This window comes from Bradyrhizobium centrolobii, from assembly GCF_001641635.1.
GTDB classification, from domain to species: Bacteria; Pseudomonadota; Alphaproteobacteria; order Rhizobiales; family Xanthobacteraceae; genus Bradyrhizobium; species Bradyrhizobium centrolobii.
The window spans coordinates 62,845-83,843 of sequence record NZ_LUUB01000028.1 but is presented as its reverse complement, the minus strand read 5'-3'; the positions used below and the strand labels follow the sequence as shown (position 1 = coordinate 83,843).

The 20,999-nt window shown below is 65.2% G+C and carries 17 protein-coding genes; 10 read left to right on the top strand and 7 right to left on the bottom strand.

Annotated features, from left to right (window positions below; translation table 11 throughout):
- The first annotated feature begins 104 nt into the window (after positions 1–104).
- On the top strand, positions 105–1,436 hold the full coding sequence (locus tag AYJ54_RS05415; protein ID WP_076611642.1) for an IS1182-like element ISBrsp8 family transposase: 1,332 nt from the start codon (positions 105–107) through the stop codon (positions 1,434–1,436).
- Between the two features lie 327 nt (positions 1,437–1,763).
- Here the strand turns inward: AYJ54_RS05415 and AYJ54_RS05410 are convergent, their stop codons facing one another.
- Positions 1,764–2,627: a LysR family transcriptional regulator gene (locus tag AYJ54_RS05410; protein ID WP_063697160.1), complete on the bottom strand. Its 864-nt coding sequence runs from the start codon at positions 2,625–2,627 to the stop codon at positions 1,764–1,766.
- Positions 2,628–2,723: 96 nt separating this feature from the next.
- Between AYJ54_RS05410 and AYJ54_RS05405 the strand changes: the two genes are divergently transcribed.
- Together AYJ54_RS05405 and AYJ54_RS05400 are read left to right on the top strand one after the other, a co-directional pair.
- Complete coding sequence (locus tag AYJ54_RS05405; RefSeq protein WP_063697158.1) at positions 2,724–3,638, top strand: DMT family transporter; 915 nt, start codon at positions 2,724–2,726, stop codon at positions 3,636–3,638.
- Between the two features lie 12 nt (positions 3,639–3,650).
- Complete coding sequence (locus tag AYJ54_RS05400; RefSeq protein ID WP_063697147.1) at positions 3,651–4,424, top strand: MBL fold metallo-hydrolase; 774 nt, start codon at positions 3,651–3,653, stop codon at positions 4,422–4,424.
- Between the two features lie 159 nt (positions 4,425–4,583).
- Here the strand turns inward: AYJ54_RS05400 and AYJ54_RS05395 are convergent, their stop codons facing one another.
- The 4 genes from AYJ54_RS05395 to AYJ54_RS05380 all read right to left on the bottom strand — a co-directional run bounded on the left by AYJ54_RS05395 (position 4,584) and on the right by AYJ54_RS05380 (position 11,133).
- Positions 4,584–5,354 carry a TIGR02186 family protein gene (locus tag AYJ54_RS05395; protein ID WP_063697145.1) on the bottom strand — a complete coding sequence of 257 codons (771 nt, stop codon included), beginning with the start codon at positions 5,352–5,354 and terminating at the stop codon, positions 4,584–4,586.
- Positions 5,351–6,268, bottom strand: a complete 918-nt coding sequence (locus tag AYJ54_RS05390) for a sulfite exporter TauE/SafE family protein (RefSeq protein WP_063697143.1) — start codon at positions 6,266–6,268, stop codon at positions 5,351–5,353. Before AYJ54_RS05390 ends, AYJ54_RS05395 begins: the two co-directional genes overlap by 4 nt.
- Positions 6,269–6,652: 384 nt before the next feature.
- A complete protein-coding gene (locus AYJ54_RS05385; RefSeq protein ID WP_063697142.1) occupies positions 6,653–10,066 on the bottom strand; it encodes an SEL1-like repeat protein in 3,414 nt (1,137 codons plus the stop codon).
- A 476-nt stretch (positions 10,067–10,542) separates the two neighbouring features.
- On the bottom strand, positions 10,543–11,133 hold the full coding sequence (locus AYJ54_RS05380; RefSeq protein WP_063697140.1) for a PadR family transcriptional regulator: 591 nt from the start codon (positions 11,131–11,133) through the stop codon (positions 10,543–10,545).
- A 181-nt stretch (positions 11,134–11,314) separates the two neighbouring features.
- Here AYJ54_RS05380 and AYJ54_RS05375 point away from each other — a divergent pair, with 181 nt between their 5' ends.
- From AYJ54_RS05375 to AYJ54_RS51990, 5 genes are all read left to right on the top strand, one after another.
- Complete coding sequence (locus tag AYJ54_RS05375) at positions 11,315–11,698, top strand: nuclear transport factor 2 family protein (protein ID WP_063697139.1); 384 nt, start codon at positions 11,315–11,317, stop codon at positions 11,696–11,698.
- Between the two features lie 103 nt (positions 11,699–11,801).
- A complete protein-coding gene (locus AYJ54_RS05370; RefSeq protein WP_063697137.1) occupies positions 11,802–13,592 on the top strand; it encodes an acyl-CoA dehydrogenase C-terminal domain-containing protein in 1,791 nt (596 codons plus the stop codon).
- Positions 13,593–13,655: 63 nt separating this feature from the next.
- Entirely contained in the window at positions 13,656–14,864 is a 1,209-nt protein-coding gene (locus tag AYJ54_RS05365; RefSeq protein ID WP_063697135.1) for an acetyl-CoA C-acetyltransferase, read from the top strand.
- 148 nt (positions 14,865–15,012) lie between these two features.
- Positions 15,013–17,223 carry an FAD-dependent oxidoreductase gene (locus tag AYJ54_RS05360; protein ID WP_063697133.1) on the top strand — a complete coding sequence of 737 codons (2,211 nt, stop codon included), beginning with the start codon at positions 15,013–15,015 and terminating at the stop codon, positions 17,221–17,223.
- A gap of 238 nt (positions 17,224–17,461) precedes the next feature.
- The gene (locus tag AYJ54_RS51990) at positions 17,462–17,842 is read left to right on the top strand and encodes a hypothetical protein (protein WP_245328898.1); all 381 of its coding nucleotides are present in this window, start codon (positions 17,462–17,464) and stop codon (positions 17,840–17,842) included.
- Here AYJ54_RS51990 and AYJ54_RS05355 read toward each other — a convergent pair.
- A complete protein-coding gene (locus AYJ54_RS05355) occupies positions 17,771–18,079 on the bottom strand; it encodes a hypothetical protein (protein ID WP_082905492.1) in 309 nt (102 codons plus the stop codon). The two genes, AYJ54_RS51990 and AYJ54_RS05355, sit on opposite strands and share 72 nt — an antisense overlap.
- A 224-nt stretch (positions 18,080–18,303) precedes the next feature.
- The gene (gene gstA, locus AYJ54_RS05350) at positions 18,304–18,918 is read right to left on the bottom strand and encodes a glutathione transferase GstA (protein WP_063697131.1); all 615 of its coding nucleotides are present in this window, start codon (positions 18,916–18,918) and stop codon (positions 18,304–18,306) included.
- A gap of 125 nt (positions 18,919–19,043) precedes the next feature.
- Here gstA and AYJ54_RS05345 point away from each other — a divergent pair, with 125 nt between their 5' ends.
- Both AYJ54_RS05345 and AYJ54_RS05340 read left to right on the top strand, forming a co-directional pair.
- The gene (locus tag AYJ54_RS05345) at positions 19,044–19,532 is read left to right on the top strand and encodes a MarR family winged helix-turn-helix transcriptional regulator (RefSeq protein WP_063697129.1); all 489 of its coding nucleotides are present in this window, start codon (positions 19,044–19,046) and stop codon (positions 19,530–19,532) included.
- Between the two features lie 96 nt (positions 19,533–19,628).
- Positions 19,629–20,999, top strand: coding sequence for a glutamate--cysteine ligase (locus AYJ54_RS05340; protein ID WP_063697127.1), 1,371 nt, complete (start codon positions 19,629–19,631; stop codon positions 20,997–20,999).

Here is a 20,999-nt window from a genome sequence, read left to right as displayed (position 1 = left end):
GCTAACCCACCCTACGAGGCTGTGAATCTTTCATTTCGGCTGGGCGGATGTAGCGGAGATCAAGGCCGTCGTGATTCTCTGTGTGCCTTGATTCGGCGGAGGGGATGATGGCTGACGAAGAGCTATTTGGAGAGCTGCCGGAACAGGCGAAGCCGCGAGCAGGTGCAGAGCCGGTTGGAGCGCCGCGGCTGCGCGAGCCGATGCGTGACCAGATCGAACTGCGTGCCGTGGATATCGAGAGCCTGATCGGGCAAGAGCATCCGGCGCGCGTGATCTGGGCCTATGTTGAGGGGCTGGACCTGAGCGAGCTTGAGGATCGGGTCAAGGCGCGGGAGAATACGCCCGGTCATCCGCCGCCATCGCCACGACTGCTGCTGGCGCTTTGGCTTTACGCCACGAGCGATGGCGTGGGCAGCGCGCGTGCGCTGGACCGCCTCTGCGAGAGCCATGACGTCTATCGCTGGCTATGTGGCGGAGTGTCGATGAACTATCACACGCTGTCGGACTTCCGGGTCGGCTGTGCCGACCTGCTCGACCGCCTGCTGAGCGAGCATCTGGCGGCGCTGAGCAAGGCGGGGCTGGTCGATCTGGAGAAGTTGACCCAGGACGGGGTGCGGATACGGGCCAATGCGGGGACCGGATCGTTCCGGCGGGAGGCGACGCTGGATCGGCAGATGGCGCAGGCCCAGGCTGTGGTGGAGGAGCTCAAGCGCGAGGTCGATGCGGATCCGGAAGCCAGCAATCGGCGCATTCGGGCCGCGAGGGAGCGCGCGGCGCGCGAACGCAGCGAGCGGGTGCAGGCGGCGCAAGCGGCGCTGGCCGAGATCAAGCGCAAGCGAAAGCAGCTCGACGAGAAGGGCGGCAATGGCAAAAAGCCGAAGGAGGCGCGGGCCTCCACCACCGACCCGCAGGCGCGGGTGATGAAGATGGCGGATGCCGGCTTTCGTCCAGCCTACAACGTGCAGGTGGCCAGCGCGGCGGGCGAGCTGATCGTGGTCACGGTCGACGTCGACAACAATGGATCGGATCGCGGCCTGATGCGGCCGATGCTGGAACGAACGCGATCACTGCTGGGCCGCTTTCCCCGCCGCCACCTCGTCGATGGCGGTTTCTGCAGCGCCGAGGATATCGAGTGGGCGCATAGCGAAGGCATCGACATCTACTGTCCACCAACGCAGTCCAGGAGCGGTGTCGATCCTTATTTGCCCCGGCATGGCGACGGTCCGGGCGTGTTGGCCTGGCGTGCTCGCATGGCCAGCGAAGACGGCAAAGCTCAGTACCGAGCCCGTACGATCTGCGAATGCATACATGCCCGCTGGCGCAACTGGGACCTGCGGCAATTGACCGTCCGCGGTATCGAAAAGGTCCGCGCCGTCGTCCTCTGGTACGCGCTCACCAACAACATCCTGCAGGGCCACCATCTCGCCAAACCATAGTGGCACCCACAGTCCGCCTCGTCACAGCCCTCGGATCAACTCAACTCGCCATTTCCCTGCCGGCCAATCTCCGCAGATCCAATAGCTTCACAGGCTCTACGATCACGCTTGAGCGGAGCGCTCTTGCTATACGCACACTGCACTCCCTCCCCCCTTGCGGGGGAGGGCAGGGGAGGGGGGTGGCCCAGGAAAAGCTGTGTGTTCGGCGGGCGAACCGGTGCTCGCGCGAATCGAGAGAGTCCCCGTGGGGCACCCCCCGGGGAGGGAGCGTACCTTTAGCGTTGCGGCAGATCGCTACGCTTCAGAAGATCACGATCGTTGCAGCAACTATGCTGCCTTCGCCTGCACGTTATCGCAGAACTCGGCGAGCCGATCCGCGAGCCGCAGCGTTGCGGAGCTCGCACCGGGCGAAGCCATCAGTGCGACCTCAGTCCGGTTGATCGGTGCAAAGCCGTCCTTCGCCGTGAGCACGCGGTGGTCGGACTGGATCGCCATCTCCGAGAGAATGCTCAGTCCCATGCCCGCGGCGACCGCGGCCTGGATGCCGGCGAGGCTCGACGACGTATAGGCCATGTGCCAGGGCCGCCCTGCGCTTTCGAGCGCGTGGATGGCGCCGGCGCGGTAGAGGCAGCCGAGCGGAAAGCCGATCAGCGGCACGGAGGCGACATCAGCGTGAATCGGATGGCTCTTGCTGGTGACCCAATGCACCCGCTCCGGCCACACTGCAATCGCGCCCTTCTCGCCGGCCTCGCGCTTGTACAGCGCAAGGTCGAGCTCGCCGCGTTCGAGGTCGCGGGACAGGTTCTTGCTCTGGTCGGCGCGCACATCCAGCCGCAGGCCCGGATGCGAGCGCGAGAATGCGCCCAGCAGTTTCGCCAGCCGGTAGGCGGCAAAATCTTCGGGAATGCCTAGGCGAATTGCGCCTTCGCCATCCGGTTGGCGCAGCACGTCGCGCGCCTCCTCGGCGAGCGAGAGCAGCCGCCGCGCATAGGACAGCAGCCGCTCGCCGGCTTCGGTCGGGCGCACGTCCTTGCCGTCGCGGTGCAAGAGCACCTGGCCGACATCCTCCTCCAGCCGCTTGATCTGCTGGCTGACCGTCGATTGCGTGCGGTGAACGCGCTCGCCGGCGCGGGTGAAGCCGCCGGCCTCGACCACAGAGACGAAGCTGCGCAGGAGCTCCAGATCAAGCATGGACGTCACCATTCGAAAATCCACTGATCCGAAGTTAATCATTTAATTTCCAAATGACAAGCCGGGTCCCTAGATCGAGGGCTCTGGAGAATGCTCATGTCGCTCGCCCCATCGATTTCGGTTCCCCGCAGCCGCTTCAACGCGCTGCCGCTCTATATTGGCCTGTTCTGCCTGCTCTGGAGCTACGCCTTCGTCGCCGGCAAGATCGGCGTCACCCATTGCCCGCCGCTGATCCTGCTCGCTGCACGCTTCTCGTTCGCCGGCATCCTGATCCTCGGTGCCACGCTCATCCGCGGTGATCGCTGGTCGCTGTCCTGGCGCGATGCCGCGATCTTCACCGTGCTCGGCATCGCCAACAACGCGCTCTATCTCGGCCTCGGCTACACCGGCCTGCAATCCGTCTCCGCCGGTCTCGGCGGATTGATTGTCTCGGCCAACCCGGTGTTCACCGCCGCGCTCGCCGCTCTGCTCCTCGGCGAGGGCATGACCTGGCGCAAGGCCAGCGGCTTGCTGCTCGGTGTGATCGGCGTCACCCTGATCGTCTGGCACCGCCTGTCGGTCGGTACTGACTCTTTGCACGGCATCGTCTTCACGCTGGCCTCGCTCGCCTCCATCGTCGCCGGCACCATTCTGTTCAAGCTGTTCGCGCCGAAGGGTTCCTTGTGGATCGGCAACGGCATCCAGAATCTCTCAGCCGGCATCGTGCTCACGCCGGTCGCGCTCACCTTCGCCGACGTCCATGCGATCGACTATACGCCCAGCCTGATCGGCGCCTTTGCGTTCCTCGTTCTCGGTGGCTCGATCATGGCCTATTGGCTCTGGTTCCATCTCCTGAAAGTGTGCGGCGCCACCGCTGCGAGCGCGTATCATTTCCTGATGCCGCCGCTGGGCATGCTGTTCGCCTTCCTGGTACTCGGCGAGCACGTCGAGGCCCGCGACCTCCTTGGGATCATTCCGGTCGCACTCGGCATTTATCTGGTGACGCGTCCGGCCGCGAAGTCGGCAGGTTAAGGAGAGTTCATCATGCCCATTTCCATCACGCTGATCGGCGGCCCGACCGCGCTGATCGAGATCGACGGCTTTCGCCTCCTGACCGATCCGACCTTCGATGCGCCCGGCGCCTACCAACTACCGCATGTGAAGCTGGAGAAGACGATCGGGCCCGCGCTGAAGCCCGATGCGATCGGCCCGGTCGATGCGGTGCTGCTCAGCCACGACCAGCACTCGGACAATCTCGACAATTCCGGCCGCGAGCTTCTCTTCAAGGTGAAGCGCGTGCTGACGACGGAGGCCGCCGCCAAGCGGCTCGGCGGCCATGTCGAGGGCCTTGCGCCATGGAGCACCGCGCACCTCAGGGATGGCGACGGCAACATGCTGACGATTACGGCTACGCCCGCACGCCACGGCCCGGCCGGCATCGAGCCGCTGTCGGGCGACGTCATCGGCTTCGTGGTGTCGTCGAGCCGGAAGGACACCCGGGCGGTCTATATCAGCGGCGACACGACCTGGTTCGACGGCGTCGCCGAGGTCGCGCGGCGCTTCAAGTGCGGCGTCGTGCTGCCGTTCGCCGGCGCTGCGCAAACGCGCGGCCCGTTCCATCTCACCATGGACACCAACGACACCATCGAGACCGCGCGCGCCTTTCCCGATGCGATGATCGTGCCGCTGCATACCGAAGGCTGGGCGCATTTCCGCCAGGACGGCGAGGATTTGCGCAAGACCTTTGACGTCCTCGGCTTCGGCCCGCGGTTGCGCTTGCTGGAGCCGGGAGTGCCGACGGTGGTTGAGGCGCCGTGATGCAAGCTGTCATTCCGGGGCGACGCGAAGCGTCGGGCCCGGAATCCATCGCGCCACCAAATCCGTTGATCGATGGATTCCGGGTTCGCGCTTCGCGCGCCCCCATTGCGCAATCGCGCAATGTGGAATGACGATGCGGGGGAAGCTTGCCTCCGCCCTTCAATCCTTCCGAAACACGATCGACGCCATCCATCCCGTCATCAGCGCCATCGCCGCTGTGGCGAGGCCATAGATGAGCCCATTCTGCCGTGCGCTCGTCGCGACGAACTGCTCGAAGCCGACCTTGACGATCTCGAAGGCGGTTTCCGTCTTGCCGATGAACGCGCCGTTCGCGAACAGCTTGATCTCGACCTCATACGTCCCGATCGGCACCTCCGCGGGCAACGGGATGCCGGTACGGAACAGCGTCGGCGTCAGGAACGTCACCGCGCTCGCGTCCTCGCGATAGAGGCCGCGCTGCGTGCGCAGGCGGATGAAGGCCGAGCGGAACGCGTCATTCGGCACCACGTCGGCATAGTCGCCGCTGACTCGCTGCATCAAGCGCACGTTGTTGAGCCCGATCTGCTGCCGCCGCGCGATCTCAGGCGAGGTGATCTGGTCGAACGGGCGGTTGGCGAACAGCGCGAGATAGCTCGGTACCTGCAAAAACTGCCGGTAGTCGGTGTTGATCCAGATGCCGAAGGTGCGTTCCTTGCGGCGCGTCACCATATCGGCGCGCGGGCCGATCACCGTCACCACGAGATCATAGGCGGCGCGGTCGGCCGGCGTGGAGGCGTCCTTCTCGACCGAGCCGAACAGCACCAGCTCCTCGCCGGAATAGTTCGGCGTCACCGTGACGCGGTGGTTGGAGACCGACACGATCAGCCGTTCGGCCCGCGCGGCGGAGCCGAGCAGCAAAACGAGAAGAGCGGCGATCAGCGCACGTATCATCCGTTCACCCCCAACTCGCGGATGGTGAAGAGATCCTCGGGCCGGATCACGAGTTCGACGGCGAAGCGGATGCCGACGGAGAGGATCAGGAGGCCGAGCAGCAGGCGCAGCTGTTCGCCGCGGATGCGCTGGCCGGCACGGGCGCCGAACTGCGCGCCGGTGACGCCGCCGACCATCAGGATCAGCGCCAGCACGGCATCCACCAGGTGATTGGTCACCGCATGCAGCATGGTCGCGACCAGCATGGTGACGAGAGTGAGGATCATCGAGGTCCCGATCACCGTCGAGGTCGGTACCCTCAGCAGATAGATCATGATCGGCACCAGGATGAAGCCGCCGCCGATACCCATGATGGCGCCGATGAAGCCGATCACGACGCCGACGATCACCACCGGGATCACCGACAGATAGATCTTCGAACGCTTGAACCGCATCTTCAGCGGCAGGCCGTGGATCCAGTTGTGGGTCCGTCGCGGCGGCACGGTGCCGCGCCGCGTCCGCATCAAGGCGCGCAGGCCCTCCGAGAACATCAGGCTGCCGACCGTCGTCAGCAGCACGACGTAGGACAGCGCGATCATCAGGTCGAGCTGGCCGAGCGCGCGCAGCTGGGTGAAGGTCCACACGCCGAGAGCGGTGCCGGTCACGCCGCCGCATAACAACACGGTCGCAAGTGCCGGATCGATCGCGCGCCGCCGCCAATAGGAGATCGCGCCGGAAAACGACGAGGCGGCGATGTGGCTCGCGACCGATGCGACCGCGACCGCCGGCGTGATGCCGATGAAGATCAACAGCGGCGTCATCAGGAAGCCGCCGCCGATCCCGAACATGCCGGAGACGAAGCCGACCGCGGCGCCCATCGCCAGCACCAGGAAGACATTGACCGGAAGATCGGCGATCGGGAGGTAAAGCTGCATCGGACCCAAGCTCCGGCGAGACGGATCGATTTCGCGGAATGCTCGCGGGAGGGCGGAACGATTGCCGCGTCCCTCAATAGCCGAATTCGCAGCCGTACGGGACCATGAATCGATCCGCCCGCGGCATTTTTGGCCGCGGGCAGGTCAGGAAGTGTGGTGAATGAGCGGGATAGGAGAGGGCGAGATTTGGTTGACTCGGTGCGAGCCGAGGACTCCAACCACCTCTCCCCAGCGGGGAGAGGTCGGATTGCGAAGCAATCCGGGTGAGGGGCCGCGACGCTCAGCGAGACAGTAACCCCTCACCCGGATCGCATCTTACGATGCGATCCGACCTCTCCCTACGGGAGAGGTGACCCCCACCGGCGCTTTCAATCTCATCATGCTCTAATGCGCGGCGGAGGCCGAGCGCCTGGTTGCGACCGGCTTCGGCGCGGGCTTTGCGCTTCCCTGCGGCGCGCTGTCCCAGCCGCCCGCGGGCGTCACGACGTTAACGGCGTCGTCGGGCTGCGGCTCGGCGCTGAAAGTCTGGATCGCGAGCTTGGCCGCCGCGAGCGACTGCGGGTCGAGGCGTTTTGCCACGTCGTCGCGCTTGCTCGCCGCGTCCGCATCTCCCTGAGCGGCTGCGAGGCTGAACCATTTGAAGGACTCGGCGAGGTTCTGCTCGACGCCAATGCCGCGGGCGTAGAGGATGCCGAGGTTGTACTGGCTGTCGGCAACGCCGCGATCGGCCGCCTTGCGGAACCACTGTGCCGCGCTCTTGTAGTTGGCGCCGCGGCCGCCGCCATCGGCGTCGAGCACCGCGAGATTGTGCATCGCCTTGGCGTTGCCGCGCTCAGCAGCCTGGGTGTAGTAGCGGCGGGCGATGTCGGCGTCCTTCTTCACGCCGAGGCCCTTCTCGTAGAGCGTACCGAGGCGGAACGTGGCGGGCACCACGCCGGCCTGCGCGGCGCGGTCGTACCATTTGGCGGCTTCGTCGTAATTCGTCGCGATGCCCTTGCCTTCAGCAAAGCGCAACCCGATCTCGTAGGCCGCGGTCGCATCGCCCTTCATCGCGGCCGTGCGCAGCATCGGGCCGGCGATGCCGTCAGGCAGCTTCTCACTCGGCGGCACCTGGACCAGGCCGAGCTTCGCGCGGCTTCCGCCCGAAAGCGCGCCGGTGACGTCGCTGCTCGCCGCGGGCGGGGGTGGTGGCGCGGCGGGGGCGGGCGGAATTTCGACCGAAGCCGTACTGCCCGCGCTCGGGCCGGGCGCCGGCGCGGCATTGTTCTGCGACTGCCGGCCGATCGGCGTCGGCGACGTCATCGACGGCGTGATCTGCTCGGGCGCGGCGGGCTTGCTCTGGGCGGGCGGCGGCGGGGCCTGCGGCGCGGGCTCGCTCGACGTATTCTCCATCGCCTGCGGCGCGGGCGCGCTGCCGCCTTCCAGGAGGTTCATCGCCATCTTGAAGGTGCCGAGCACGATCACGACCACGCTCGCGCCGACCAGCAGCGAGCGGATCTTCGAGGTGATCGTCGAACCGCCCTCCTTGCCCTCGCCCTTGGCGCGGCCCGCGGTGGCTGCCTTGGTGCCGCGGGTGGGCTTCTCGGGCTGCGCGGCAGCGGCCTGCGCGGCGCGGCGTGCGGCCGCGATGAAGCTCGACGACGACACCGGCTCCTTCGGCGCGGCGGGGATTTCGCTGATCGCGCTCTCGGAGGCGGCAATGCGCTCCGAGGGCGTGGCAGCGCGTCCGCCCGGACGCGTGCCCGGCTCGAGTGGATGATCCGGTGGCAATTCCGGCGCGATCGCGGCGCGCGCGGGCGCCGTGTGCGGCTCCAGGATCTCGCTGATCGCGCGCGGTGGAATCGGCGCCGCCATCGGCACCGGCGGCGGCGCGGCCGGCGCGGCAGCGTGGAATTCGCGCGGCGCGGCCACGAAGGCGGCGTGCGCCGCTTGCGCGGCGGCCGGGTTCGGCAGCTCGGGCTTCGGATCGGATTTCGGTTGTTGTGGCTGCGGCCGCGGCTCGCGCGCCATCGGCGCGGGCTCGATCGGAGCGGCCGTTGGCATCGGAGCCGCCATCGGCACCGGCTGCGGCGCCGGCGGTGCGGCGCGCACCGCACGCAGATCGCCCTCGATCATGGCGAGGCGGTCGACGACATGGCCGAGCGTGCTGTGCACGGCCTCGAGCGAATCCTGGGTGTGCCGGTTGGTCTCGGCCTGGCTGAAGCGGATGTCGGAGAGCTCTTGCTTGACGAGGTCGACCACGCCGGAGTCGGACGGCGGTACCGAGCTGCGGCTCTCGGCGAGCGCGGCGTAGGTCGCCTGCTGCCGTTCCAGGTGCCGCAGGATGTCATGCAGCCCGTCCTCGACGCGGCTTAAGTCGCCGCCGCGCGGATCGGACGCGGCCTCGATCCGCTCCAGGAGGTACGAGACTCGCTGTTCGAGATGCGCGAAGGTCGAGGCGGAGTCATTGCCGACCTGCATGCGGTCGAAACGGTCCGACAGCGCGCGGATCGCGGCTTCCAGATGCTCGGTGCCTTCGTGTGCGACCGGCCGCTCGCGCGTTTCCAGCGCGGCGGTCAGCGCGGCGATGCGCTGCTCCAGCACCGCAAAACTGTCGCCCGGGCCGGAGGCGCGGGTGATCTGCTCGACCTTGGACGACAAGAGCTGCACGTCGTCAGAGAGCCGTGCCAGCGCTTCGTTGGAGGCGACGTTGGAGACGATGGCGCGCAGCGCCGAGATCGCGTCCTCGAGCTGCCGCACGGTGGTGGGATCGTCATTGGCGCGCAGGATCAGGTCGAGCTTGGCGCCGAGATTGCGGATCGCCTCGTCATAGCCGGTAAGCTGCTCGGCGGGCGTCAGCGTGCGCAGCACCTGCTTGATCTCGGACAGCGCGTGTTCGACGCCGGCGAGCGCCTGGCCGTCGGAACTGGTCGAGCGCGTCTCGTCGATGCGACGATGCAGCGAGCGGATCTCGTTCTCGATCGATTCGATCGCACGGCGCGGCATCGCCTCGGTGATGGCGTGGCGGATCTCCGTAAGCTCGTTGCGGAACGCGGTGATCGACTGCTCGATGTGATCGGGACGCTGCAGCGCCTCGATCTGGCTGGTGATCTTGAGCAGGTGGCGTTCGAGCGCGGAGAAGTCCGGGCCCGACGGCGGTGGCGGCGGGGCATAGGCGGGCGGAGGCGGCGCCATCGGCGCAATGGAGGCGGGGGCGGGCGCAATCGAGGGCACGGCACGCGGCGGCATTTGCCGCGGCACAAAGCCGTCGAGCTCGCTCTGGCGCGCAGTGATCTCCGCGACTGCGACGTCGAAGGAGGCGGGGCTCAGGGGTGGCGAGCTGCGATAAACCTGTGCGGCCGCGCGTTCGACCGTGTCGGCCTGGCGCTGGCGCGTCTCGACAGGTGCCGGCCGCGACGGTTGAGGCTGCTGCGTCTGAGGTTGAGGCTGCTGTGGCCGCGAGATTTGCGACAGCCGCGCATCGAGGCGCGAGATCGCATCGTTCAACTGCCGCGCAACGCCCTGCTCGCGCGAGACGTCCTGGCGCGGCGCGGGCTTTGAAATCCGTTCGATCTGCTGCGTGATCGCATCCAGCCGCTGGTGGATGTCGGCGACCTCGCGGCTTTCCTGATTCGGTGCTTGGCTCGGCGCTTGCGCTCGCTGATCATAAGGTCCGCGAAAGTTTGGCGGGGCAGAATCGCCGAGCGTGGAGTTCAGCCAATCGTTGAGTGACATGCCGGCGCGCCGCGCAGCGGCTTCGGCCCGCTCCCTGACGGATGGATCGATGCCGTCAACACTCCACGATACGCGCGAATTCATGACTTCTGTCCGGTTCCGACTCCGGCGCCCCACCCGGCGCCTCCAGCCTCCCACGCGCGCCGGTTGCGAAGACAATCGAATTCTGCGCGGGTCGTCTGTCTCGAAAACCGACTTTTCTCTGTTACGGTAAATAACGGGTTAAGGAACGCAGGCCCGCTGTCTTAAAGTTGGGCGGCGGGGAACTGGGCCGCAGGGAGCCGGGCGGCTCGTTGCGACTCGCTTCCGCTCGCCACATTCACCGGTGTCATGCCCCGCGAAAGCGGGGCATCCGGTACGCCGCAGCTTTTCCGTATTCGTCGCTGTCTCTGGAATACTGGATCGCCCGCCTTCGCGGGCGATGACAGTGGAGAGAGAAGGCGGGCGCCATGCCAGAGGCTCGTCATGCCCGGGCTTGTCCCGGGCATCCACGTTCCTCGGTGCCGCGCGAAAGGTCGTGGATGGCCGGATCGAGCCCGGGCATGACGTACGGAGCGAGCTCAGCCCTTCCCCTCGCGCTTCGGATCCTCGAGCGGCACCACCGTGCTCTTGCCGCTCATCGCCGAGAGCGCCTCGAGTGTCTCTTCGCAGAAGTCGGCCACCATCTGCTCGTGCCGCGCGCCGAGGCGGAGCAGCAGCAGGTTACCCAGGTCAAGCCTCCCCGATGCTGTACCGTCCGGAAAGCGCTTCTTGAGGATCCGCTCGTAATTGGCGTGACGGTCGCGGTGATGCTCGAGCCGGGCCATCAGGTCGGTGCGCATGGGCTCGATGTCGATGCTGTCGAGCGCATGCAGCCGCACCAGGAGGTCGTCCTTGATCGAGGGCGGCGTGCTCGGCCGGGCGGCCCAGTGCCGCAGCGCTGTTCTGCCTTCGGGAGTGAGCGTATAAACCAGCTTGTTGGGCTTGCCGGATTGTACGACCTCGCGGCCCTGGATGTAGCCGCGGTCGCGCAGCTTGGAGAGCTCGCGATAGATCTGCTGGTGGTCGGCCTTCCAGAAGAAGCCGATCGAGGAGTCGAACGTCTTGGCGAGCTCGTAGCCCGTCATCGGACGTTCCGTCAGGCATGCGAGGATTGCGTCGCCCAGCGCCATGACACGGCTCCGTTAAGAGGTCCCGACCAATTGACTTGACTTTATGCACATCGGCGCATATGCGTCAATGTGCATATGACGGCAGGCCGGTTGCCCGCCGGCGTCGGCCTTCGCGCTACTTTGCATGGGGTTGTTTTCAAGCTTTTTGCCAAGGCGCTCTATCAAGGGAGGCACCCTGACAATGACCGGCCTCGATTCCTGGTACGGCTACATGAAGTCCCATGATCGCGCCGCGCTCTGGGACCTGCTCCATCCTGACGCCGTCTTCGAAAGTCCTGTCGTGCACACGCCGCAGCGGGGGCGCGACATCACCTTCAAATATCTCTCGAGCGCTGAAAAGGTCCTCGGCGGCCCCGGCTTCACCTATGTCGGCGAGTGGAAGAGCGAGAGCGGCGCCGTGCTCGAATTCAAGAATGTGATCGACGGCATCGAGATCAACGGCGTCGACATCATCAGCTTCGACACTGACGGCCGCATCACCCATTTCAAGGTGATGGTGCGTCCGCTCAAGGCCATCAACATGCTGCATCGCCTGATGGCGGAGCAGCTCGCCGCTCAATCATGACGCTGCCCTGAGGTTGCAGAACCCGCTAAGCTCGCGGGCAAGCACTGCGCCGCAGGGCATCCAAAGAATTCCACCACTTCAAGGCCCATGCCGGGAGAACGCCATGCCGATCTATAAAGCCCCCGTCGAAGACGTGAACTTCCTGCTCAACGACGTCTTTCAGATCGATCGCTATGACAACCTGCCGGGTTTTAGCGACGCCTCGAGCGACGTGCGCGAGGCGATCCTGGGCGAGGCTGCAAAGCTTGCCGAAGAGGTGCTGCAGCCGCTCAACCGCGTCGGCGATCTCGAAGGCTGCAAGCGCGCCGATGACGGCAGCGTGACCACGCCGAAGGGTTTCAAGGACGCTTTCAAGCAGGTCGCCGAGGGCGGCTGGCTCGGTCTCTCTGCGCCGCAGGAATTCGGCGGCCAGGGTCTGCCGGTGACGCTAAGCCAGGCCGTCAACGAATTCCAGATCTCCGCCAACATGGCGTTTTCGATGTATGGCGGCCTCACCATGGGCGCGACCGCGGCACTGCTGGTGCACGGTACGCCCGAGCAGAAGAAGACCTACGTGCCGAAGATGGTGGCGGGCGAGTGGACCGGCACCATGAACCTCACCGAGCCGCATTGCGGCACCGACCTCGGCATGCTCCGCACCAAGGCGGTGCGCCAGGCCGACGGCAGCTTCAAGATTACCGGCACCAAGATATTCATCTCGGCCGGCGAGCACGATCTCGCCGACAACATCATCCACCTCGTGCTCGCCCGCATCGAGGGCGCGCCGGCCGGCATCAAGGGTGTCTCGCTGTTCGTGGTGCCGAAATTCCTGGTCAATGCCGACGGTTCGGTAGGCGCCCGCAACGGCGTGGTCTGCGGCTCGATCGAGCACAAGATGGGCATCCACGGCAATTCCACCTGTGTGATGAACTACGACAACGCCACCGGCTGGCTGATCGGCGAAGAGAACAAGGGCATGCAGGGCATGTTCGTGATGATGAACGAGGCCCGCCTCGGCGTCGCCGTGCAGGGCCTCGCGCAGTCCGAGGTCGCCTATCAGAACGCCGTCGCCTATGCACGCGAGCGCATCCAGGGCCGTTCGCTGACTGGCGTCAAGGCGCCGGACAAGCCGGCCGATCCGATCATCGTGCATCCCGACGTGCGCCGCACGCTGCTCTCCATCCGCGCCTTCAACGAGGCCGCGCGCGCCTTCGTGATCTGGACCGCGCTGAAGAGCGACGTCGCCCATCGCTCCGAGGATCCCAAGGACCGTCAGGCCGCCGACGATCACATGGGCCTGATGACGCCGGTGCTGAAGGGTTTCCTCACCGATTACGGCTTCGCCAACGCGGTGCAGGCGCAGCAGATGTACGGCGGTCACGGCTACATCGCCGAGCAGGGCATGGAGCAGTTCGTGCGTGATGCCCGCATCGCCATGATCTATGAAGGCGCCAACGGCATCCAGGCGCTCGACCTCGTCGGCCGCAAGCTGCCGCGCGACGGCGGCCGCGCCATCATGGCGTTCTTCGGCGAGGTGATGGCGTTCGCCAAGGAGAATGGCGGCGACGAGGCCCTGAAGCCTTACGTCGCGCCGCTCTCGACCGCGCTCGGCCATCTCCAGCAGGCCACCACCTGGCTGATGCAGAATGCGATGATGAAGCCGGACAACGCCGGTGCTGCCGCGACCGACTACTTGCATCTGTTCGGCTTCGTCGCGCTCGGCTACATGTGGGCGCGGATGGCGAAAGTTACCCAGGCCAAGATTGCTGAGAGTGGGGCCACGCCCTATCTGTCGACCAAGCTCGTCACCGGCCGTTTCTTCATGGAGCGGATGCTGCCGGAGACGGCTGCCAATCTCGCGCGCATCCAGTCCGGCTGCGCCACCATCATGGAACTGGCGGCGGAAGCGTTCTGAGGCTGCTTCCGCCGCCGCATCCGACCCGCTATCTTATTATGATCATCATATCAGGAGGGCGTTATGCCTGAGGCATTCATCTACGATCACGTCCGCACCCCCCGTGGCCGCGGCAAGCCGGACGGCGCGCTGCACGAGGTGACCGCGCTGGCGCTCGCCACCGTGCCGCTGAAGGCGCTGAAGGAGCGCAACAACCTGCCGGAGGACTCCGTCGATGACGTCGTGCTCGGCGTGGTCGATCCCGTCGGCGAAGCGGGCTCCGACATCGCGCGCTTCGCGGCACTGAAAGCGGGCCTCGGCGAGGCCGTGCCGGGCGTGCAGATCAGCCGCTTCTGCGCCTCCGGCCTCGACGCAGTGAACTTCGCGGCCGCGCAGATCATGAGCGGTCAGCATGAACTGGTGATTGGTGGCGGTGCCGAATCGATGAGCCGCGTCGGCATCGGCGCTTCCGGCGGCGCCTGGCCGATGGATCCCTCGATGGCGGTGCCGGCCTACTTCATGCCGCAGGGCGTCTCGGCCGACCTGATCGCCACCAAGTACGGCTTCTCGCGCGACGACGTCGACGCCTATGCGGTGCAGAGCCAGCAGCGCGCCGGCAAGGCCTGGGACGAGGGCCGCTTCAACAACTCAGTCGTGCCGGTGAAGGACATCAACGGCCTCACCATCCTCGCCAAGGACGAACACATGCGTCCCTCGACGACGATGCAGTCGCTGGCGCAGCTCCAGCCGGCGTTCACTATGGTGGCGCAGATGGGCGGCTTCGACGGCGTCGCGGTGCAGTCGCACCCGGAAATCGAGCGCGTCAACTACGTGCACCATGCCGGCAACTCCTCGGGCATCGTCGACGGCGCCGGCGCCGTGCTGCTCGGCAGCAAGGAGGCGGGCAGCAAGTACGGCATGAAGCCGCGTGCAAAGATCCGCGCCTTCGCCAATATCGGCTCGGAGCCCGCGATGATGCTGACCGGTCCGGTCGACGTCACCGAAAAGCTGTTCGCGCGCTCCGGCATGAAGAAGTCGGACATCGACCTGTTCGAGCTGAACGAAGCCTTCGCGTCCGTCGTGCTGCGCTACATCCAGGCTTTCGACATCGACAACGCCAAGATCAACGTCAATGGCGGCGCGATCGCGCTCGGCCATCCCCTTGGCGCGACCGGCGCGATGATTTTGGGCACCGTGCTCGACGAGCTCGAGCGCACTAACAAGTCCACCGCGCTGGTGACGTTGTGCATCGGCGGCGGCATGGGAACGGCGACCATCATCGAGCGGGTGTAACGCCGTCGCTGCGTAGGGTGGGTTAGCGAAGCGTAACCCATCTCTTCTTTCGCCGTGGAATGGTGGGTTACCCTTCGGCTAACCCACCTACGAGATCTTAAGTCAACCGCCGCGCCTGAGATCGGCTGCGGCACCGAGGGAGCACCACATGGCCTTCAAGAATTTCAAAGTAGAGACCGACGCCGACGGCATCGCGCTCGTCACCTGGGACATCCCGGGCCGTTCGATGAACGTGCTCGACGAGACCTCGACCAGCGAGCTCGATGCGATCGTCAAGGAGACCACGGCTGACGCCGCGGTGAAGGGCGTCGTCATCACCTCCGCCAAGGATGCGTTCTGCGCCGGCGCCGACCTCTCGATGCTCGAGGGCATGAACCAGGCCTATGCCAAGGTGTTCAAGGAGCAGGGCGAGACCGCGGCGAACCAGATGCTGTTCGACCAGAGCCGGCGCTTCTCGCAGGTGCTGCGCTCCATCGAGACCTCCGGCAAGCCGTGGGCGGCCGCGATCAACGGCCTCGCGCTCGGCGGCGGCTTCGAGATCACGCTGTGCTGCCACTATCGCGTGGCGGCGGAGAATCCCAAGACGCGTCTCGGCCTGCCCGAGGTCAAGGTCGGCCTGTTCCCCGGCGCCGGTGGCACGCAGCGCGTGCCGCGCCTGGTGCCGCCGCAGGATGCGATGACCATCCTGCTCAAGGGTGATCCGGTGACGATCGAGAAGGCCAAGGCGCTCAACCTCATTCACGCCATCGTGCCGGCCGCCGACCTCATCAAGGCGGCGAAGGACTGGATCAAGGCCGGCGGCAAGGCGGTCGCGCCGTGGGACGAGAAGGGCTTCAAGCTGCCCGGCGGTCCGGTGTTCTCCAAGAACGGCATGATGATGTTCCCGGCCGGCAACGCGATCTATCGCCGCGAGACCTACGACAACTATCCGGCCGCGCGCGCGATCATGAGCTGTGTCTATGAAGGCCTCCAGTTGCCGATCGACGCCGCGCTGCGCGTGGAGTCGCGTTACTTCACCTCCGTGCTGCGCTCGAAGGAAGCGGCCGCGATGATCCGCAGCCTGTTCCTGTCGATGCAGGAGCTGAACAAGGGTGCGCGTCGTCCGAAGGACGTGCCGCCGACCAAGGTGAAGAAGATCGCCGTGATCGGCGCCGGCTTCATGGGCGCGAGCGTCGGCTACGTCTCGGCCCGTGCCGGCCTCGACGTCGTCCTGATCGACCGTGACCAGGAGAGCGCCGACAAGGGCAAGGCGCATGCGCAGAAGGTGATCGAGGAGCAGATCAAAAAGGGCCGCGCCAAGCCCACTGACGCCGAAGCGCTGCTTGCGCGGATCACGGCGACCGCCGACTACGCAGCACTCAAGGACGTCGACCTCGTCATCGAGGCCGTGTTCGAGGACCGCAAGGTCAAGGCCGAGACCTTTGCCAAGGCACAGCAGTATCTGAAGCCGGATGTGATCTTCGCCTCCAACACCTCGACGCTGCCGATCAGTTCGCTTGCCGAATCGTTCAAGGACCAGGGCAAGTTCGTCGGCATCCACTTCTTCTCGCCGGTCGAGAAGATGATGCTGGTCGAGATCATCCTCGGCAAGAACACCGGCGACGTCGCGCTCGCGACCGCGCTCGACTATGTCCGCACCATCGGCAAGACGCCGATCGTGGTCAACGACAGCCGCGGCTTCTTCGCCAACCGCTGCGTCGGCCGCTACGTCGCCGAAGGCAACGAGATGTTCCTCGAGGGCGTGCCGCCGGCGATGATCGAGAACTGCGCCAAGATGGCCGGCATGCCGGTCGGCCCGCTTTCGTTGTCCGACGAGGTCGCGCTCGACCTCGGCCTCAAGATCATGAAGGCGACGGAGGCCGATCTCGGCCCCAACGCCATCAATCCCGATCAGAAGAAGCTGATGGTGGAGATGGTCGAGAAGCAGGGCCGGCTCGGCCGCAAGAACAGCAAGGGCTTCTACGACTATCCGGAGAAGGGCAAGGGCCAGAAGAGCCTGTGGCCGGGTCTCTCCGCGCTGCAGCCGAAGCAGCTTGACCCCGATACGCTCGACGTCGAGGAGTTGAAGCAGCGCTTCCTGGTGGTGCAGGCGGTGGAGGCCGCGCGCACGGTGGAGGACCACGTCATCACCGATCCGCGCGAAGCGGATGTCGGCTCGATCCTCGGCTTCGGTTTCGCGCCGTTCACCGGCGGCACGCTGTCCTACATCGACTTCATGGGCGCGAAGAAGTTCGTCGAGCTCTGCCACAAGCTCGAAGCCAAATACGGCTCGCGCTTCACGCCGCCAAAGCTTCTGGAGGAGATGGCCGCGAAGGGCGAAACCTTCTACGGACGCTTCGCGCCGAAGAAGGCGGCCTAAGACGTACTTGTGCAGCCCGGATTACGCTTCGCTCCATCCGGGCAACGCATCCGATAGTGAAATGAAAAAGGCCGGATCACCGATCCGGCCTTTCTGATTCGTCGTGTCGAATCACTAATCCGAGCGGCGCGAATGCCACGCGGCCCATCGCCGCCAACGCGTGTCTGGATTTTTTCTCCGGTTTGTGGAACCCGTCACAGAACTCAGCCGGAAAAGCTTGCAGGGTTGGAACGCCGCGGTGTCGCGCATGTTGTCATATGCGCGCCAAAGCGGCGCCGTCCTTTTGCTCACCCATGGCACTACTCTTGCTGCCGGACCAGGTCAGGAACCTGTTCAGCAACCTTGTTGGGACGCGCCGATCAACGGGCAAGTTGAAAATCAACGAAGAAAGTGTTCCGCAATGAACTCTCTGGTGCTCCAGAAGACTGCGATCGATCGTGATCTGACGGCAAAATACGCGATTCCATCCTTACCAAGCCGCCTCTTGCCGCAGCAGAAGCCTGCGCGCCTGCGCCGCAAGGGGCCGGTGTTTTGGGCAATGCTGGCGTTACTTGTGCTGGCGGCGGATTTTCTGCTCGCTCTGCTCGCCTGGCTCGCCGTCGATCTCGTCATGAAATGAGATTTCCCGCGCGTGCAGCAGATAGGCCGTAGCCACATAGGCGAGCTGGCAGACGGCAAGGCAGGCAGCAGTGACGGCGACGCCCTTAACGAGGCCGAATTCGTAGAACCGGAGCACGACCGCGGAAAAGATTGCGATCAATGGTGAGATCAGGATCAGAGCCCAAAACTTGAAAAAAAGGCCGATCGCTGTTCCCACCAACGCACTTGCAACGATCAGGACCAAGGCAATCGTCAAGTTCAACTCCGAAAAGAGCAAAAACAATCCTCAATCAGCTCCGATCAGCTTTGCCGGCTTCCTGGGCGGTAACAAGGCAGCACTACTTACACTTGGCGAACCTTAATTCATAAGTCCAAGGGGAGGTACCCCGTTGGGGGGCGCATTTCCGACGGCGCCAATAGGCCAATAGAAAGGGCCGGATCATGGATCCGGCCCTTCGGAGCTTGATGGCAGGCCGGCTCTCAGGCCGCCTGCGCCAGCCCTTCCTTCTTCAGCGCTTCCTGCACCTTCGGCCGCGCCGCGACGCGGGCCTTGTAGGCGGTAAGGTTCGGCATTGCCGAGAGGTCGAATTTCATGCGGTCGCCCCAGGTCAGCATCGTGAAGAGATAGCCGTCGGCGACCGTGAACTGGTTGCCCATCAGATAGTCGCGGCCAGCGAGCTGGCCGTCGATATATTTCAGCTTGCCCATGACGCGATCCTTGAAGAACGCCTTGGCGTCGTCGGCGAGCACCGGCGAGAACAGCGGGCTGAAGCTCTTGTGTACCTCCGAGGTGAGGAAGTTCAGCCACTCCAGCAGCTTGTAACGCTCGGAACTGTCGCGGGCGGGCGCCAGCGCCTTAGCCGTAGCCTGGTCGGCGATCATCTGGACAATGACCGGTCCTTCAGTCACGATCTCTCCGCTGTCGAGGCCCAGCGCGGGGACCTGACCTTTCGGATTCACCTTCAGGTAATCCTCACCATTTTCGAGCTTCTTGGCGCGGATATCGACCTTGACCAGCTCATAGGGCAGGTCGGCCTCCAGAAGCGCGATGTGGGGGGACAGTGAGCAGGCGCCGGGTGAATAATACAGTTTCATGGAATTTCCTCCTCTTGACGCTTGGTTGGAGCGAAAGTACGCCTACATGCACTTGCATGTAATAGTCAAGATTGATGCACGTGCATCGAATGGAGTAAGAGCGGGCGACGAGTTTGAGCGGAATCATGAAACGCAAACCATCGACCGAGGCAACGGCCGCCTGGATCCGCCTGATGCGGGTGCAGAGCCGTGTGCTCGACTGCGTCGAGCAGGACCTGAAGAAGGCCGGCTTTCCGCCTCTGGCCTGGTATGACGCGCTCCTGGAACTGTCGCGCGCTCCGTCCGGCGAACTGCGGCCGGTGGAGCTGGAGCGGCAGATGCTGATCCCGCAATATTCGACTTCGCGGCTGATCGACCGCCTGGTCGACGAGGGGCTTGCCTCCCGGCGCGAATGCAAGATCGACAAGCGCGGCCAGTTCGTCGAGATCACGGAAGCGGGGCGTGAGTTGCAGAAGCGGATGTGGGGCGCCTATTCCGCCGCGATCGAGAAATATGTCGGCTCGAAACTCTCCGATACCGACGCCGTCAAGCTCAGCGCCCTGCTCGACCGCCTGGGCTGCTCTTGCGGCGAGATGAAACTGCCGTCCGTCCACGAAAGCACGCCGTCGCGATGATCGCGCGGCAAACCAACACGGCCGCGCACCCAACGGTTCGCGGACCATCCCTGTCACCCGCGCGTTCGGTCGAAGCGCTTTTGATTAGAGTTTGATATGGCGCGAGACCAGATCGATATGACGCCGCTGCAATCGCGCGATGAGCTCGTTGCGTGGTTCGAGGCCGGCTGCAAGGACCCCTCCGAATTCCGCCTCGGCACCGAGCACGAGAAGACGCCGTTCACGCTCGAAGGGCACCGGCCCGTGCCTTACGAGGGCGCGCGCGGCATCGGCGCGCTGCTCGAAGGCATGAAGCTCCTGCTCGGCTGGGAGCCGATCATGGAGAAGGGCAACATCATCGGGCTCTACGACGTCACCGGCGGCGGCGCGATCTCGCTCGAGCCCGGCGGGCAGTTCGAGCTCTCCGGCGCGCCGGTCGAGAACGTGCATCAGACGCAGGCCGAGCTGATGGCGCATCTGGCGCAAGTGCGCGAGATCGCAGCGCCGCTCGGCATCGGCTTCCTCGGTCTCGGCATGACGCCGTCCTGGTCGCGCTCGGACATCCCCGTGATGCCCAAGGGCCGCTACAAGATCATGACCAACTATATGCCGAAGGTCGGCCAATACGGCCTCGACATGATGTACCGGACTTGCACGGTGCAGACCAATCTCGACTTCTCCTCAGAAGCCGACATGGTCAAGAAGCTGCGGGTGTCGGTCGCGCTCCAGCCGGTCGCGACCGCGCTGTTCGCCAACTCGCCCTTCACCGAGGGCAAGCCGAACGGCTTCCTCTCCTTCCGCTCCGAGATCTGGCGTGACACCGACAACGCGCGCTCGGGCATGCTTCCCTTTGCCTTCGAGGACGGCATGGGCTTCGAGCGCTATGTCGACTATGCGCTCGACGTGCCCATGTATTTCGTCAAGCGCGGCGACGAATACATCGACATGTCCGGCTCCTCGTTCCGCGCCTTCTTCGATGGTCGCAACAACAACCTGCCCGGTGAGCGTCCGACGCTGTCGGACTGGGCCAACCACCTCTCGACGATTTTCCCCGAGGTGCGGCTGAAGCGTTATCTCGAGATGCGCGGCTCCGACGGCGGCCCGTGGGACCGGCTGCCGGCGCTGCCGGCGTTCTGGGTCGGGCTGCTCTACGACGATGTGTCACTCGATGCCGCCTGGGAGATCGTGAAGCACTGGTCCGCGCATGAACGCCAGGCGCTGCGCGACGACGTGCCGCGTTTCGGCTTCAAGGCGCGGATCAAGGACCGCTATCTCTTCGAGATCGCCAAGGAGTGCCTCGTTCTGGCACATGCCGGCCTGCGTCGGCGGGGTCGAATCGACCATCTCGGCCGCGACGAAACCCGCCATCTCGAGCCGCTCGACCGCATCATCGATGCCGGCCGAACACCGGCCGAGGAGATGCTGGACAAATTCAACGGACCTTGGAAGGGCTCGGTGGAACCGGCCTACGAGGACTACGCTTTCTAG